Source organism: Corallococcus sp. CA041A (assembly GCF_003612075.1).
Lineage (GTDB): Bacteria > Myxococcota > Myxococcia > Myxococcales > Myxococcaceae > Corallococcus > Corallococcus exiguus.
Genome location: NZ_RAWF01000238.1, coordinates 1 through 15,455 on the forward strand (window position 1 = coordinate 1; position 15,455 = coordinate 15,455).

The window sequence follows — 15,455 nt, forward strand, 5'->3', positions numbered from 1 at the left end:
GGGGGTGGGTGGGACGTCGGCGGTGTATCAGGCGCTGGATGTGAAGAAGCACCAGCGCGTGGCGCTCAAGGTGTTGGCGGTGCCGTACGCCGACGAGGCGATGGTGACGCGCTTCCGCCAGGAGGTGGATCACGCCCGGGCGCTGGAGCACGTGAACATCCTGCATGTGTTTGACGTGGGCTCGGATGGGGACCGGCACTACCTGACGGTGGAGCTGCTGGAGGGAAGGGACCTGCGTCAGGTGATGATGGAGGGCCGACCTACGTTGGCCAATGCCTTGCGGTGGCTGACGCACGCCACGGTGGCGCTGGAGCACGCGCACGCGCAAGGGGTGCTGCACCGGGACGTGAAGCCCGGGAACCTGTTCGTCACGCGCACGGGCGTGCTGAAGCTGATGGATTTCGGGCTCGCCAAGAGCGCGCATGTGATGGGCAACACGGCGCAGGGCGCGACGCTGGGGACACCGGAGTACATGGCTCCGGAGCAGGTGACAGGTGTGCCCGTGTCGCCGGCCACGGACCTGTATGCCCTGGGTGTGGTGGCGTACGAGATGATCACCGGGCAGCTGCCGTTCCGGCATGCGCAGCCTGTCCCGCTGATGTTGATGCACGTGCAGGAGACGCCTGTGCCTCCGAGGAAGCGGCGTCCAGAGCTGCCGGAAGCCTTCGAGCAGGTCGTCCTCACGCTGATGCGGAAGCGGCCCGAAGAGCGTTACGCCAGTGCAACGGTGCTGCGCGCTGAACTGGCGAAGCTATGGCCGCTGGCACTTCAGCAGGGGCGCGCGTTATAGGAGGCTCCTTCCCTGGGGGCCTCCATGTCTGTCAAATTCAACCACACGATCATCGCCGCGAAGGACAAGGTCGCGTCCGCGCAATTCCTCGCGGAGTTGCTCGGGCTGCCGGAGCCCACGCCGTTCGGGCACTTCCAGGTGGTGAAGCTGACGGATGGGGCGTCGCTCGACTACGTGACCACGCAGGACGCGATCCACGGGCAGCACTACGCGTTCCTGGTGACGGAGGAGGTCTTCGATTCGCTGATCGCGAAGATCCGCGACCGGAAGATCCAGCACTGGGCCGACCCGCGCGGCCAGCATGAGAACCAGATCAACACCCATGACGGAGGCCGTGGGGTCTACTTCCAGGACCCCAACGGCCACTACATGGAGGCCATCACCGTGCCGTACGGCGGGTGGTGAGTTTTCACTGTCTGGGATTGCGTTCCTGCGACGGTTGAGTGACCGCTCTTCTCGGCGCAAGTCCGGGGAGTAGACTCCCGACGCATGGGCGCTGCGTCGAACTCCCCGGATGAAAAGAACGCGCTGCTTCGCGGTCTTCCCTCCATCGAACAACTCCTGCGGCGGCCGTCGCTGGAGTTCCGGCTCGCGAACCTTCCCCATGCCCGCGCGGTCGCGGCCCTGCGGCTCGCTGTCGAACGCGTGCGGTCCCGGCTCCTCGCTGGTGACTTGCGCCCCTTCGAGGACGCGGACGTGGAGGCGGCGCTCTCGTCCCTGGCCACGCCGAACCTCCGGCGCGTGTTCAACGCCACCGGCGTCGTGCTCCACACAAACCTCGGTCGCGCACCGCTCGCTCCAGAAGCCGTGGAGCGCGTCGTCGCCGTGGCCCGGGGCTACTCCAACCTCGAATACGACCTGGACGAAGGCGAACGCGGCAGCCGCTACGCTCCGCTCATCGGCCTCCTGCGCACGCTCACCGGCGCGGAGGACGCCATCGTCGTCAACAACTGCGCGGGCGCAGTGCTCCTCGTCCTCGCCGCGCTCGCCTCCGGTCGCGAATGCGTCGTCTCCCGCGGTGAACTCGTCGAAATCGGTGGAGGCTTCCGCATCCCGGACGTCATGCGCCAGTCCGGCGCGAAGCTCGTCGAAGTGGGCAGCACCAACCGCACCCGCCGCGCGGACTACGCCAACGCACTGAGTCCAGACACCGGCCTCATCGTGAAGGTCCACCGCTCCAACTTCGCGCTCGTCGGCTTCACGGAAGAGGCGTCCCTCGCGGAGCTCACCGAACTGGGACGCTCCCGTGACGTGCCCGTGTTCCAGGACCTGGGGTCCGGCGCGCTCATTCCGCTGTCCGGCCCAGGCCTCACCCCGGAGCCCACCGTCGGCCAGGCCATCCGGGACGGCGCGGACGTCGTCGCCTTCTCCGGCGACAAGCTCCTCGGCGGCCCCCAGGCCGGCGTCATCGTCGGCCGCCCGGACCTGCTTCAGCGCATCAAATCCCACCCGCTCACACGTGCGCTGCGTGTCGACAAGATGACGGTCGCGGCCCTGGAGGCGACGCTGGAGCTGTACCGGGATGGCCGCGCGGACGCGGTCCCCACCCAAAGCCTGCTCACCCAGCAACCGGCTTTGTTGCGATCCCGTGCCGAACGCCTGGCGGCCCTGCTCGCGGCGCTGGGCGTGGAGGGCCGTGTCGTGTCCGTGGATGGACAGGTGGGTGGAGGTGCCATGCCTCTGTCCCGGTTGCCTTCCTACGCTTGCAGCCTCACCGTAGAAGCGCCGAAAGTATTCCTGGAACGTCTGCGCGAAGCCGAGGTGCCGGTTATTGGCAGGATTGCGGATGACGAGGTCGTTCTCGACGTCCGGTGTCTCTCAGAGGAGGACCTGGGGCAGGTCGCGCAGGCTGTGGCGGCCGCCCGTTCGGGAAGCCAGCCATGATCAACAGCGCCGTGCTCGTTTTAAACCGGTACTACCAACCGGTTCACGTGACGTCAGTCAAACGGGCCTTTTCCCTGCTGTATCAGGGCGTCGCCAAAGCCATCGACGAACAGTACCGGCTGTATGAGTTCGAGGACTGGGCCGCCCTCAGCGCCACCCAGGACAGCATCACCACCATCGACCGCACCATCCGCGTGCCGCGCGTCCTCGTGCTCGGCGCGTATGACCACCTGCCTCGCGCCAAGGTGCGCTTCTCGCGCCTCAACATCTACGCGCGCGACAACGACACCTGCCAGTACTGCGCGAAGCAGCTGCCCCGCAGCGAGCTCAACCTGGACCACGTCAGCCCCCGCACCCAGGGCGGCAAGACGACGTGGGAGAACGTCGTGTGCTCCTGCGTGCCCTGCAACCTGAAGAAGGGCGGGCGCACGCCGGAACAGGCCGGGATGCGGCTGCTCAAGAAACCCGTGCGCCCGCGCTGGACGCCACTGTTCCGCGGCGCCATCCGCAAGATCACCTACCGGGAGTGGCTGCCGTTCCTCCACCTCGCGGACGTGTCGTACTGGAACGTCGAGCTGCTCGACGAGTGACAGCGAACGGCTCCCCGGCCGCCTGCTCCCCGAGCCTCCTGGCTCCGGGGCGCGGGCTCCGGGCGCTACAGGGTCGGCCGTGAAATGGCGGGGTGTCGACTCGGGCGGTAGGACGGGCTTTGATGCGAGCCTTCGTGAAGCCCGCCCCCTTGCCTCCATCCGCTCCCGCCCCCCTGGCTGGCACTTCGCCGCGTGCAGGCAATGACGCATCGCCCTCGGGTCCAGCGGGACTCGCGCGGCGCTCCCGCGCGCGGCGGATCATCGCGGTGGGCGGCGGCAAGGGCGGCATCGGCAAGTCGATGGTGTCCGCGAACCTGGGCGTCGCGCTCGCGCAGGCAGGCCAGAAGGTGCTGCTCGTGGACGCGGACCTGGGCGGCGCCAACCTGCACACGTGCCTGGGCGTGGGCCCTCCGGAGTCCACGCTGTCGGACTTCCTCCGGCGCGGGAAGGCCAACCTCGAAGAGGTGATGGTCTCCACCGGCGTGCCGGGACTGTCGCTGATCGCCGGCGCGCAGGACTCGCTGGACGCGGCGAACCTCAAGTACGCGCAGAAGCAGAAGCTCTTGCGCACGCTGCTGTCCCAGACGACGGCGGACTACCTCATCCTGGACCTGGGCGCGGGCACCAGCTTCAACACGCTCGACTTCTTCCTCATCGCGGACCACGGCCTGCTCGTCGTGCTGCCGGAGCCCACGTCCGTGGAGAACGCGTACCGCTTCGTCAAGGCGGCCTTCTTCCGCAAGCTCCAGCAGACGGAGGCGCGCTACGGTATCCAGGACATGGTCGAGGGCGCGCTGTCCACCCGTGAGGGCGCCCTGCGGACGCTGCACGACATCGTCGCGCAGGTGCGGCGCAAGGCCCCTTCGGACGCGGAGCGGCTGGAGCGGGAGCTGGCGGCGTTCCACGTGCGGCTCGTCGTCAATCAGGCGCGCACGGACGCGGACGAGAAGGTGGGCGCCGCGATGGTGTCCGCGTGGAAGAAGTTCTTCGGTATCGACATGGATGACCTGGGCGCCCTGCGCCACGACGATGAAGCGTGGCGCGCGGTGCGCAAGCGCAAGCCGGTGCTCCTCGAGCGGCCCGATTCGCCCGTATCCCAGGGACTCCAGCGCATCGCCGCGCGTATCCTGACGCTCGACGGCATTTCCCCCGAGTCCGCCATCCCATGAAGCCCTTCGCGCAGCAGACCTACTACGAGATCCTGGAGGTGCCGCCCACGGCGAGCGACGCGGACATCCGCGCGGCCCACCAGCGCCTGATGGAGCTGTATTCGCCGGATTCCATCGCGGTGTACGCGCTGGGGGATCCGGATCAGGTGGAAGCGCTGCGTGACCGGATGAACGAAGCGATGGAGATGCTCACCGACGCGGACCTGCGCGTCGAGTATGACCGCTCCATCGGGCTGACCACGGAGCGGCTGGCGAAGGCCGCCGCGACGGCGGAGGCCGCGGGCGCGGTGGACTCGGCCGCGCGTGTCGCGGAGGCCCTGGCCACCGCGGCGGCGGCGCTGGCGAAGGCCGCGGGCGCGGTGGATGCCGAAAGGCTGGAGGCGGAGTCGCGACTGAAGGCCGCGACGTCCGTGAACGACGATGAAGGGGAGGCGGCTCGCGCGAGCGGGACGCCTGGAAAGAGCGAGGAGCGGATGCGGGGTGAGGAGTCGAAGCGGCAGGAGTCCTCGGGGATGGACGCGCCAGGCGCGCCCTCCGAGCCGGTGATGGTGGGAGGCGTGGCGGTGGTGGAGGCCTTCCGTGCCTCGTTCACCCGGAGCCTGTCGTTCGTCTACGTCCCCGCGAGTCCGCTGCGCGGCCAGGGCAGGGGAGTCATCGAAGCGCCGGCCCCCGCCGTGGACGCGAAATCCTCCATCGCCGAGAACGCGCCGGCTGCCTCGGCACCCAAGGACGAGGCACCTGCCCCGGCCGAGACCCCTGCCAATGCGGTCGCGTCCCCTTCGGAAGCCGAGCCTCCGGTTGGATCCGTTTCCGCGCCCGCGAGCTCCTCCGTCGAGCCCCCGGAAGCCGCGGAGCCTTCCGCAGCGGTCGCACCAGACCGCGTGGAGGCCCTCGATGCGCCTGTTGCCTCCGAGGCAACAGAGGTCCCGGCTCCCCAGCCCGTGACGGACCCCCATCCCGTGGCCGTGTCGCCCGTGGCCGAGGTCAGCGCCACGCCCGCCGCGCCGCTCACGCCGGAAGAGAGCGCCACGCCCTCCGCGCCAGTTGCCGCGACTCACGTGCCTGAAGCGGGCGCCGCGACGCCCGCGCCGGAAGCCAGCGCCGCGCCCCAGGCCCCGGAGGCCGGATCCGTGGCCGCCAGCCTCGCGCCCGCCTCGGACGCGGCCGCGGTGACGACCACCCAGGGCGAGTCGGATCCGAACCCCGCTCCGGGCACTCCGACCCTGGACTCCAGTACGACCGCGCTGGCCCGGATCCCCGCCACCGGGGCCTCCCGCGCCGCCGTTCGGCCCCTGACGTCGTCTCGCCCTGGCGACTCGCGTTCGCCGCAGAAGGGCCCCACGGGGCCGGGCACCGTGAAGGGCCCCACGGTGAAGGGCCCCACGGTCCGCAAGCTCGGGGACGCCCAGGTCCTGGCTCAGGATTCCGCCATCGCGACCGCTGAGTCCGCGCTGGCCCAGGTGGCCGCCAAGGTCCGCGAGGCCCGCCCCCGGGGCGTGGACATCCCCTCGGACGCCGAGTTCAACGGCGAACTGCTCCGCCGCGTCCGCGAGGCCCGGGGCCTCTCCATCCAGCAGCTGGCCGACCGCACCCGCATCTCCGTGCGTCACCTGGAGAACGTGGAGGCGGACCGCTACACCGCGCTCCCCACCACCGTGTACCTGCGCGGCATCCTCATGAACCTCGCCCGCGAGCTGGGTCTGGACCCCCTGCGAGTGTCCAAGAGCTACCTCGCGCTGTTCTCCGAGAAACCCGCCAAGTCGGGCCGTTGACCGGGAGTCGGCCGGGCCCCCTGCCATGCGACGGGAAAAGTTGACTCGCACGGGGTGGGTGCCTAAGTAGTGGCACGATGACGGAAGAGGAAAAGGTCAAGGCGATGCGACTCGCTCGCGCGATCGCCTCCGATATCTCGCTCTACAACGAGCAGAAGATCATCAAGGGCATCGAGCAGGACAACCTTTTCGAGGTCCTCAAGGAGGAACTGGAAGAGGGGCGCGCGCTCTACAAGAGCCGCGTGAGCGTGGAGATCAGCACCCAGGCGAACTTCTTCGAGCGCGCCATCAACGACATCGTGTTGCGCTCCAAGGCGCACGTGAAGTCGAAGATCTGGTAGCGCCCTCCTCCGTGGCCGCACCCGACACGCGCGAGCACCGTGCCCTCCCCGAAGCCCGGGGTGAGCGACTGGATGCGTACCTGGCCCGCGCGTTCCCGGACCTCACGCGCTCCCGCCTCCAGGGCCTCATCGCCGACGGCCACGTGCTGTCGGACGGCAAGCCCGCCAAGGCCGCGCAGCGTCTGCGCGGAGGGGAGCTGCTGTCCCTCCACATCCCCGCGCCCGTCGCGGCCATCCCGCAGGCGGAAGCCCTGCCCGTGTCCGTGCTGCACGAGGACCGCGACCTCGTCGTCGTGGACAAGGCCGCCGGCATGGTGGTGCACCCGGGCGCGGGCCACGCGTCCGGCACGCTCGTCAACGCGCTGCTGCACCGCGTGAAGGACCTGGCCGGCGTGGGCGGCGAGCTGCGCCCCGGCATCGTCCACCGGCTGGACAAGGACACCACCGGCTGCCTCGTCGTCGCCAAGCACGAGCAGGCGCTGGTGGCGCTCCAGAAGGCCTTCAAGACGCGCGAGGTCCAGAAGACGTACCTGGCCCTGGTGCATGGCGTGCCGCCCGCGGAAGGGCGCATCGAGACGCTCTACGGCCGCCACCCCATCCACCGGCAGAAGTTCACCGGCAAGGTGAAGGAGGGCAAGACCGCCATCACCCTGTTCCGCGTGCGCGAGGCCTTCGACGGCGCCGCGCTGGTGGAGGTGGACCTGCTCACCGGCCGCACGCATCAGATCCGCGTCCACCTGGCGGAAGCCGGACACCCGCTCCTGTGCGACGCGCTCTACGGCGCCGGCCGCAAGGCGAAGGGCGCGGTGGCGGACGCGCAGGAGGCGGTGGGCCGCCAGGCGCTGCACGCGTGGCGCCTGGCCTTCGAACACCCGCGCACCCACAAGGCGCTGGACCTGGAAGCCCCCCTCCCGGAGGACTTCCAGAAGGCGCTCACGCGCTTGCGCGAGGCGAACGTCCCCGCGGGCCCGCCCACGAAGGCGAAGCCCGCGGCGAAGAAGCCGGCGGCGAAGAAGGCTACAGGCCGGAAACGCTGATCTGCTGCTGGCGGCGGGAGAGGACCTTGATGGGCTGGATGGCCATCACCCGCATGAAGACGGACAGCAGCTCCGGGTCGAACTTCTGGCGCATCTCCGTCCACATCAGCATCAGCGCCACCTCCGGGCCGTACGCGTCCCGGTAGGGCCTGCGAGAGGTGAGCGCGTCGTACGCGTCGCAGATGGCGATGATCTTCGCGTACACCCCCAGGTTCGTCTTGGGGATGATCATCTGGATGTTGCCGCGCGCGTCCCGCACGGCGGTGCCGTAGTCCGTCTTGTGCTCGAACGTCGTCACCACGCGCAGGAGCGTGGAGCGGCTGAAGCCCTTCTCCATCAGGATGTTGCGCACGCTGATGAGCGGCGCGCGGGCCACCGTCGTCTTCTCGTCCGCGGTGAGCGCGCCGCGCTTGGTGGCCAGCTCCTCCGGCAGCGTCGTCATGCCCGCGTCGTGGAAGAGCGCGATGTAGCCCAGGTCGCGCAGCTGCGGCTTGGTGAGGCCCAGCTCCGCGCCGAACACGATGCACATCAGCGCCACGTTCACCTGGTGGTAGACGAGGTAGTCCTCCTCGCGCTTCTGCGTCGTCATGCCCAGGAAGTGGGTGCGCTGATCGTAGGAGATGTCCACGAAGTCCTGCACCAGCCGCAGCGCCCGCGACGAGCCGATGGGCTTCCCCGCGCGCACGGACTCCAGGTACTTCTGCAGGAAGAACACCGCGCGGGCGTACACGGTCATCGCGTACTTCTTGCGGTCGACCTTCTGGTCGCCCGGCGTGTCCATGTCCTTGTTCAGCTTCTCCTTGAGCTTGGAGAACTTCGCCACGCGCATGTTGAGGAGCTTGCGCCCCTGCAGGCCGTCCTCCTCCGCGGCGGTGGACTGCTCCTTGCTGAAGATCCAGACGAAGTTCTTCAGCTCCTGCACCGTGACGGGCTTGGTCAGCGTGATGCCGCCCACGTCCTTGGCGCGCATCTCCGACAGCAGGTAGCGCTGGTTCTCGATGGAGTTCAGGTCCACCTTCACCAGCATGCCGTTCAGGTAGTACGAGTCCTTGACGCCCGTCAGCTCCAGCCGGCCTTCCTTGCCGATGATCTGGTTGATGATGTCCTGGAGCTGGTGGAGCGGCTTTTCGAAGACGGCGTTCTCCGGGTCATACATCTTCACCGAGCGCACCAGCATGTAGAGGCCGGCGAGCATGGAGCGCGACAGGTTCTGGAGCTTCTCGTTGTGCTCTCGACCGTACTCGCCCAGGTTTTCGTCCTGGGTCTGATTGATCTTCAGATTGTCGGCCATGGTGTCAGCTCGCCTCTTCCGGCAGCGCCGAGTCCCCGAACAGGGCCTTGCGCGTCTGGTACATCGCCTTGCGGGCCGCGGTGAGGACGTCCAAGGGCTGCGCCTTGTCCTCCAACACGCCCTGCAACATCTTGTAGGACTGGATGGAGCCCGCGCCGCCCAGGCCCATGATCGCCAGCAGCTTGTCCTCCATCACGCGCCGCTTGTTCAGCAGTGACGGCTTCACCGTCAGCAACTGCTGCATCATGGACAGCGCGGCGGGCAGGTTGGTGGCCCCGATGGCCGCGTAGAAGGCGGCCTTCTCGTCAGACGTCTTCTTGTCCCAGCTCGACTCGCGCACCTGCCGCACCAGGTCCGTGAAGGCCCGCTCGCGGTCGAACTCCGGCAGCAGCTTCGCGGCCAGCATGCGCACCTGCGCGACGCCGTCGGTGAGCGCATCCAGGATGATGCGCCGGGCCTCCGCCGTGCGGCCCCGCCCGATGATCTGCATGACCTCCAGCTTCACCACCAGGTTGGGGCTCTTCATCACCTGGCCGAACATCTTCACCCGCTCCGGGTGGTTGCTCTTCTCCAGGATGTAGACCATGTCGCGCACAGTCTGCGGCCGGTCCGACAAGAGGCGCGCGACGAAGGGCTCCGGAAGGTCGCGCGCGAACGTGGCCAGCACGTCGCCAATGAGCAGGCGGTTCTCCGGCAGCTCAATCGTCTCCAGCACGCTGAGCAGCGGCAGCACCGAGTCCACGCCCAGCGCCTGCAGGTAGCGCGTCACGTCCTGCGGCTGCCGCGTGCGCGTCGTCTTCAGCGACTCTCCCAGCCGCGTGAGGCGCTGCTCCTCGCCCATCTTGTGGAGGAAGTTGTTGAGCATGCGCCCCAGGTCCTCGCCGCCTTCGCGCTGGGAGAGCGCGCGCAGCTTGAGGACGATCTGGTTCACCGTGGCGAAGTCGTCCTGGAGCAGCAGCATGTCCAAGAGCTGCAGGAAGATTTCCTCCAGCAGCGCCGCGTCATCCACGCCGCCTTCCACCACCTGGAACACCGCGCCCACCAGCTTGGGGAAGAGGCGCGCGTTCTCCTCCTCGGTGATGTCGCGCTGGATGCGGGCCTTCAGGTCGTCGGAGGCGTGCCGGCCGCCCACGACGAGGCCGCGGATCTGCTCCACGCCGTCCAGCTTCGCGTCCAGGTCCTCCGCGGACACGCGCGCGAAGCGCAGGAAGTCATCCGAGTTCGTCTGGAGGCGGGAGTAGAGGTAGCCCACCACCTTGTCCACCTCCACCTGGACCTCGTCCTCGGAGGCGCCCTCCATGGAGAAGCCCTCCACCACCACGTACTCCACCTGCTGCATGCCCGCGCGCCACAGCTGCGCCAGCACGTCGTCCGCGCCGCGCTCCGGCTCCGACAGCGCGATGAGCGTGAGGGTGACCAGCTCCTCCAGCGGCAGCCCCGGCCGGAAGATGAGCTGGCGGATGCCGTCGCGGAAGAACTTGTAGGGGAGCGGCGACTCCTCGGAGAAGAGCGGCTCGCCATGCAGCATGAAGTTCTGCTGCTCCACCTTCAGCGAGAGCGGTCCGAACTTCTCCGTGTACGTGGAGATGGCCTCCAGCGCCTTGGAGAGGAACTCCGGGAAGCGCGCCTCGTTGTGGCGGTACATGCCAATCTGCTTGATGCCCTTGAGCAGGTGGAACGCGAACGTCTTCGCCAGCTCCACCTTCTCGCGGACCTCCGGTGACTGCTCCGGCTCCGCGGTCGCGTCCGTGACTTTCTGGGGCTGTGCCATGAATCCTGGAAGAATCCGGAGGGGGTGGAAGGCCCCGGTGGGGGGAGCCTGGAGTGTACTCCCGTCCAGGTCCGGCTCCCAATTCGACAATTGCCCAGAATCCAGGGGGTTGGCGTGACACCTGGGCAACATGGGGCGGACTGGCGGTGAAGCCCCGGTGTGTTACGCAAGGAGTCCCTTTGCAGCCTGGAGTCCCGTCCATGAAGCGACTGGCCGCGTCCGCCCTGGTCCTGGCGTCCCTCACGGGCTGCTTCCGCATGAGCGTGCGCAGTCCGGCGCCGCGCGATGGCGCACCGGAGGCCCAGACGGGTGTGAGCCTGGTGGAGGGGCTGACGACGTCCAACGTGGCCGCGGCGGAGTGCCGGCATGGCCTGTCCCGGGTGGACGTGTACTGGCCGTGGTGGAGCCCGTTCGTCTACGCCTTCACCTTCGGCATCGTGACGCCGCTGCGCGCGGAGTACGTCTGCGCGAAGGGGTCGGCGGACGCTGCCGGCGGCGACACGGAGGTGCCGCCGTCGGTGCCCGGGCTGTGACGTAAACCTCCCCGCGAGCACGAAGCGGGGAGGGTGCTTCAAGCCGTCAGTGCGACGGCGGCGGGGCTTCCGCGCCGCTCTTGCCCTTGACGGCCGAGCGGAACAGGACCGCGGTGAGGACGGCGAAGAACGCCAGGCCCCAGACGTTGGACCACGTCGGGTGCGCCAGCTCGCTCTCGCCCACGGCGTTGAGGAAGGAGCCCACCGCGCCTTCATGCCCGAAGAGGGCGGGCAGGTTGATGGCGCGCGTCCAGGCCCCGTCGCTGGCGATTTCCAGGAACGCGATGAGCACGCCCGCGATGGAGCCGCCCGCGATGTAGCCGGACGACATCAGCGTGCCGGGGGAGAACTCGGACTCCGCCGCGCTGCCACCGCGCAGCTTGTCCACGAAGTGGCGCACCATGCCGCCCACGAAGATGGGGGCGCTGCTGCTGATGGGCAGGTACACGCCCACCGCGAAGGGCAGCGAGGACACGCCGCACAGCTCCAGCATCAGCGCGATGAAGACGCCCAGCAGCACCAGGTCCCACGGCAGCCGCTGCGTGAGGATGCCGTCGATGATGAGCGCGAACAGCTGCGCCTTGGGCGCGGAGTAGCGGGTGAGCGTCTGGCCCTCGTACTCGCTGATGCGGCCGCCGATGCCCGGGTCCACCACGTACTGGATGGCGCCCTGGTCATCCACCAGATAGCGGCCGGCGGGCACGGGCGTGTCCGCGCCGCGCACGAAGCCTTCCTTGTAGACGCGGTCCGGACCGGCGGTGATGGCGCCCGCGTCCGACAGCTTCAGTGACGGGCCGTTGGCCGGCGTCAGCGTGAGGCCGGACAGCTGCTCGGGCGGCATCGGGCGCCAGCTGCGCAGCTCCAGCGCTCCGTCCACCGGCGTCGCGTCCAGGCGCTCCGCCCACAGCGAGCGCTTGAGCTTTTCGGGCGTCATGCCGCGCTGGGTGAGCGCGTCCTGGGACACCGACCAGCGGTAGGTGTGCTGGGTGCGCGTCTCCTGCGTCAGCTCCGTCACCTGCACGCCTGGGTGCGCCTCTGGGATGACCGCGGTAGCGCCCTGGTTGAGCAGCACCAGCACCAGGCCGATGAACATGGCGCTGGTGAGCACGCCGACGAAGAGGGCGATCTGCTGCTTCTTGGGCGTGCCGCCCACGAGGAACGCCGTCTTCAGGTCCTGCGCGGTGGTGCCGCCGTTGGACGCGGCGATGCCCACGATGGCCGCCGTGGTGAGCGCCATGAAGCGGTCCGGCGACGACGTCCAGCCGAACAGCAGGTACACGAGGCAGGTGACGAGCAGCGTGGCCACCACCATGCCGGAGATGGGGTTGGACGAGGAGCCAATCTCACCGGTGATGCGCGCGCTCACCGTCACGAAGAAGAAGCCGAAGATGACGATGAGGATGGCGGAGATGAAGTTCACGTGCAGCGGCGGCGCCAGCCAGATGGCGAGGATGAGCAGCGCGCTTCCCACCAGCACCACCGTGATGGGCAGGTCCTGATCCGTGCGCAGCACCGTGGGCAGGGCGCCCTGCGTGCGCGACTGGCGCAGCGTCTCCACGCTGCGCTTGAAGGCGCCCACGATGGTGGGCAGGGAGCGGATGAGGCTGATGAGGCCGCCCGTCGCCACCGCGCCCGCGCCGATGTAGAGCACGTACGCGTTGCGGATCTGATCCGGCGACATGTCCTTGATGAGCATCCCGTTGTGCACCAGCAGCGGCGTCTCCATGCCGCTGCCGAAGAAGGAGATCATCGGGATGAGGATGAGGTAGCTGAGCACGCCGCCGGCGAAGGTGATGCCCGCCACGCGCGGCCCGATGATGTAGCCCACGCCCAACAGCTCCGGGGACACCTCCGTGGAGAGCGTCGCGGCCTTGAGCCCCTTGATGGGCGTGCCGATGGCCTCCTTGAAGAGCTTCATCCCGGAGTAGGCGAACTTGTAGACGCCACCGATGATGAAACCCAGGATGACCGTGCGGGCGTTGGTGCCGCCCTGCTCTCCGACGATGAGCACGTCCGCGCTGGCGGTGCCCTCCGGGTAGGTGAGCTTGCCGTGCTCCTGGACGATGAGGCCCTGGCGCAGGGGAATCATCATCAGTACGCCCAGCACGCCGCCCAGCGCGGCGGTGAGGAACGCGTGCGTGAGGCTGATGTCGTAGCCCAGGATGAGCAGCGCGGGCAGCGCCGCCGCCACGCCGAACGCGAGCGACTCACCCGCGGAGCCCGTCGTCTGGACGATGGTGTTCTCCAGGATGCTGGAGCGCCCCAGGGCCCGGAAGATGGCGATGGAGAGCACCGCCACCGGGATGGACGCGGACACCGTGAGGCCGACCTTGATGGCCAGGTACACGGACGACGCCGCGAACACGATGCCCAGCACCGACCCGAGCACCAGCCCGCGGAGGGTCAGCTCCGTGGGCGACTGCTCGGGGGGCACATAGGGTTTGTGCGGGGCACCATGCGCCTCCGCGAGGGGGACGCGATCATCGACGACCGGCGGGGAACCGTGGGACAAGCAGGCACTCCTGACAGGAAATCAGGGGGCCCGTTCTAGCAGGGTCTCCGCCGGGGCGCGAAAACAGCCCTCAGCCCTGGGCGGCGAGCGTCTCCGGATCCACCTCCGCCATCAGGGCGGCCAGCTCCGACTTGAGCTTGTCCTTGGCGCGGATCTCCAGCTGGCGCGCGCGCTCGCGGGAGAAGCCGAAGTGCTCGCCCAGCTCCTTGAGCGTCATGGGGCGCTCGTTCATCACGCGCTGCTCGATGATGAAGCGCTCGCGCGGGTCCAGGCGCATCAGGGCGGTGCGGACGCGGTTGTTGATGAGGCCCGCCTCCTCCTTGTCCGCGAACTCGTCGTCCTGGGGCGCCGCCGCGCTCACCACGAAGTCCACGTGGCTGTTGCCGCCGTCCTCGCCCATGGGCGCGTCCAGGGACAAGTCCCGGCCACCCATGCGCTGCTCCATCTCACGCACTTCGCCGGGCTTCACATGGAGCTTGCGGGCGATCTCATCCACGTTCACCACGGTCTCGCCGCTGCCCAGCTTCTCCAGCTCCCGGCGGGTGCGTGCCAGACTGAAGAACAGCTTGCGCTGCGCCTGCGTGGTTCCAAGCTTCACCAGGGACCAGCTCTTCAGGATGTAGTTCTGGATGTACGCGCGAATCCACCACACCGCGTACGAGATGAGGCGGATGCCCTTGTCCGGATCGAACTTCTGCACGGCCTTCATCAGGCCGATATTTCCCTCCTGGATGAGGTCCGACATCTTGATGCCGTAGGAGCGGTACTCGTAGGAGACCTTCACCACGAAGCGCAGGTTGCTCGTCACCAGGCGGTGGCCCGCGGCCAGGTCACCCTTGATGAACCGGCGCGCCAGCTCCTGCTCCTCCTCCACCTTCAGGAGCGAGTACTGGTTGATCTCCGAGAGATACATCGCGAGGGAGCCAGAATTGGACGACTGCTCGGTCGAAGCCTGCATGGATGGATTCTCCAAATCGGGCCTCCTGCCGCGGCGGAGGCGCTTGAAAGGTGCTCTGGGTTCAAGTCCTACAACTTGACGTGTCTGCCCTGAGCAACCGGGATGCCAACCAGGGTTGGATGTATTCGCGTGTGTCTCCGAGGGGTTGGAAGGCGCAGATGGGCGTCCCCTGGCAACGGTCTGTAACCGTTACCCGTGGCCGGTAGGAAAACCGCGGGTCTGCGAGGGGAGAAAATGCACGGCGCGGTGCCCTCGAGCGCACGTCGCCATGACGTTCGCGAATGGGGTTGCGTGAAACGCTTAATGGCGACGGGTGGCGGCTGTGGAGACATTTCTCCACCTCGGCCGGGCGTTCCTGGGGAGGGCGAGCGACCGGCGACGGAAGCCCGCTTCCCTCCAGAGGGCACTTCTCTTCCGCTCAGGAGGCGCGGGCGGTAGGGCCCGCCTGTCCGGCCGGCTTTACTGCTCGACGGGCGGCTTCCGCATCCAGCGCGCGGCGCAAGGTGGCGAGCAGGTGCTCGGCCTCTCCCTCGCGCAGGGCACGGCCGCCGAAGCGGGCCTCCAGGTAGCGGCGGGTGAGGGGCGTCAGCGCCAGCGCCAGCGGATGGCCTTCACGCGCCAGGCGCGTGGTCAGGTCCTCCAGCGTCTCGTGTTCAAAGCGCGGCACATGGGCCTTCTGGAGCACCACATCCACCCGGTCGAGGAAGCGCGTGGCCTCCAGCACCGGGGCGCGGCCCGTCCAGCGGGAGACGAAGCGGCCCGCGCGCCAGATGACGAAGGCCACGACGGCGGCCGTCACCCACGCGC

Annotated in this window: 14 protein-coding genes; 9 read left to right on the top strand and 5 right to left on the bottom strand. The window is 68.6% G+C overall.

The features are described from left to right. The 8 genes from D7V77_RS32240 to D7V77_RS32275 form a co-directional block, all read left to right on the top strand. A partial coding sequence (locus D7V77_RS32240; RefSeq protein ID WP_147452228.1) for a serine/threonine-protein kinase occupies positions 1–790 on the top strand: 790 nt, incomplete at its 5' end. Between the two features lie 24 nt (positions 791–814). Next, positions 815–1,195 (top strand): VOC family protein, encoded by a 381-nt coding sequence (locus D7V77_RS32245; protein WP_120568179.1) that lies wholly within the window; start codon positions 815–817, stop codon positions 1,193–1,195. Positions 1,196–1,279: 84 nt separating this feature from the next. Continuing rightward, the gene (gene selA, locus D7V77_RS32250; RefSeq protein ID WP_120580120.1) at positions 1,280–2,674 is read left to right on the top strand and encodes an L-seryl-tRNA(Sec) selenium transferase; all 1,395 of its coding nucleotides are present in this window, start codon (positions 1,280–1,282) and stop codon (positions 2,672–2,674) included. Further along, on the top strand, positions 2,671–3,264 hold the full coding sequence (locus D7V77_RS32255) for an HNH endonuclease (protein WP_014396030.1): 594 nt from the start codon (positions 2,671–2,673) through the stop codon (positions 3,262–3,264). The genes selA and D7V77_RS32255 overlap by 4 nt, the downstream gene beginning before the upstream one ends. A gap of 122 nt (positions 3,265–3,386) precedes the next feature. Beyond that, positions 3,387–4,433 carry a P-loop NTPase gene (locus D7V77_RS32260; RefSeq protein ID WP_233597366.1) on the top strand — a complete coding sequence of 349 codons (1,047 nt, stop codon included), beginning with the start codon at positions 3,387–3,389 and terminating at the stop codon, positions 4,431–4,433. Then, positions 4,430–6,205 (top strand): helix-turn-helix domain-containing protein, encoded by a 1,776-nt coding sequence (locus D7V77_RS32265; RefSeq protein WP_120580121.1) that lies wholly within the window; start codon positions 4,430–4,432, stop codon positions 6,203–6,205. The genes D7V77_RS32260 and D7V77_RS32265 overlap by 4 nt, the downstream gene beginning before the upstream one ends. Before the next feature lie 77 nt (positions 6,206–6,282). Continuing rightward, a complete protein-coding gene (locus D7V77_RS32270) occupies positions 6,283–6,546 on the top strand; it encodes a hypothetical protein (protein WP_120580122.1) in 264 nt (87 codons plus the stop codon). Positions 6,547–6,557: 11 nt separating this feature from the next. Further along, complete coding sequence (locus tag D7V77_RS32275; RefSeq protein WP_120580123.1) at positions 6,558–7,583, top strand: RluA family pseudouridine synthase; 1,026 nt, start codon at positions 6,558–6,560, stop codon at positions 7,581–7,583. Here D7V77_RS32275 and D7V77_RS32280 read toward each other — a convergent pair. Both D7V77_RS32280 and D7V77_RS32285 read right to left on the bottom strand, forming a co-directional pair. Beyond that, the gene (locus D7V77_RS32280; protein WP_120580124.1) at positions 7,564–8,874 is read right to left on the bottom strand and encodes an HD-GYP domain-containing protein; all 1,311 of its coding nucleotides are present in this window, start codon (positions 8,872–8,874) and stop codon (positions 7,564–7,566) included. The genes D7V77_RS32275 and D7V77_RS32280 overlap by 20 nt on opposite strands. A 4-nt stretch (positions 8,875–8,878) precedes the next feature. Next, positions 8,879–10,645 (bottom strand): HEAT repeat domain-containing protein, encoded by a 1,767-nt coding sequence (locus D7V77_RS32285; protein WP_120580125.1) that lies wholly within the window; start codon positions 10,643–10,645, stop codon positions 8,879–8,881. 200 nt (positions 10,646–10,845) lie between these two features. Between D7V77_RS32285 and D7V77_RS32290 the strand changes: the two genes are divergently transcribed. Beyond that, positions 10,846–11,178, top strand: coding sequence for a hypothetical protein (locus D7V77_RS32290; RefSeq protein ID WP_120580126.1), 333 nt, complete (start codon positions 10,846–10,848; stop codon positions 11,176–11,178). 46 nt (positions 11,179–11,224) lie between these two features. Here D7V77_RS32290 and D7V77_RS32295 read toward each other — a convergent pair whose 3' ends face one another. The 3 genes from D7V77_RS32295 to D7V77_RS32305 all read right to left on the bottom strand — a co-directional run. Further along, positions 11,225–13,690: an OPT family oligopeptide transporter gene (locus D7V77_RS32295; protein ID WP_120580127.1), complete on the bottom strand. Its 2,466-nt coding sequence runs from the start codon at positions 13,688–13,690 to the stop codon at positions 11,225–11,227. 70 nt (positions 13,691–13,760) lie between these two features. After that, a complete protein-coding gene (locus D7V77_RS32300; RefSeq protein WP_120557449.1) occupies positions 13,761–14,648 on the bottom strand; it encodes an RNA polymerase factor sigma-32 in 888 nt (295 codons plus the stop codon). Between the two features lie 418 nt (positions 14,649–15,066). Then, positions 15,067–15,455: DUF4129 domain-containing protein (locus D7V77_RS32305; RefSeq protein ID WP_147452229.1), on the bottom strand; the 389-nt coding region annotated here is incomplete at its 5' end.

What these genes read in the sequence shown, in the direction of transcription:
- D7V77_RS32245 (WP_120568179.1), top strand. Translation starts at nt 815, where the DNA reads ATGTCTGTCAAATTCAACCACACGATCATCGCCGCGAAGGACAAGGTC.
- selA (WP_120580120.1), top strand. Translation starts at nt 1,280, where the DNA reads ATGGGCGCTGCGTCGAACTCCCCGGATGAAAAGAACGCGCTGCTTCGC.
- D7V77_RS32255 (WP_014396030.1), top strand. Translation starts at nt 2,671, where the DNA reads ATGATCAACAGCGCCGTGCTCGTTTTAAACCGGTACTACCAACCGGTT.
- D7V77_RS32260 (WP_233597366.1), top strand. Translation starts at nt 3,387, where the DNA reads ATGCGAGCCTTCGTGAAGCCCGCCCCCTTGCCTCCATCCGCTCCCGCC.
- D7V77_RS32265 (WP_120580121.1), top strand. Translation starts at nt 4,430, where the DNA reads ATGAAGCCCTTCGCGCAGCAGACCTACTACGAGATCCTGGAGGTGCCG.
- D7V77_RS32270 (WP_120580122.1), top strand. Translation starts at nt 6,283, where the DNA reads ATGACGGAAGAGGAAAAGGTCAAGGCGATGCGACTCGCTCGCGCGATC.
- D7V77_RS32280 (WP_120580124.1), bottom strand. Translation starts at nt 8,874, where the DNA reads ATGGCCGACAATCTGAAGATCAATCAGACCCAGGACGAAAACCTGGGC.
- D7V77_RS32285 (WP_120580125.1), bottom strand. Translation starts at nt 10,645, where the DNA reads ATGGCACAGCCCCAGAAAGTCACGGACGCGACCGCGGAGCCGGAGCAG.
- D7V77_RS32290 (WP_120580126.1), top strand. Translation starts at nt 10,846, where the DNA reads ATGAAGCGACTGGCCGCGTCCGCCCTGGTCCTGGCGTCCCTCACGGGC.
- D7V77_RS32300 (WP_120557449.1), bottom strand. Translation starts at nt 14,648, where the DNA reads ATGCAGGCTTCGACCGAGCAGTCGTCCAATTCTGGCTCCCTCGCGATG.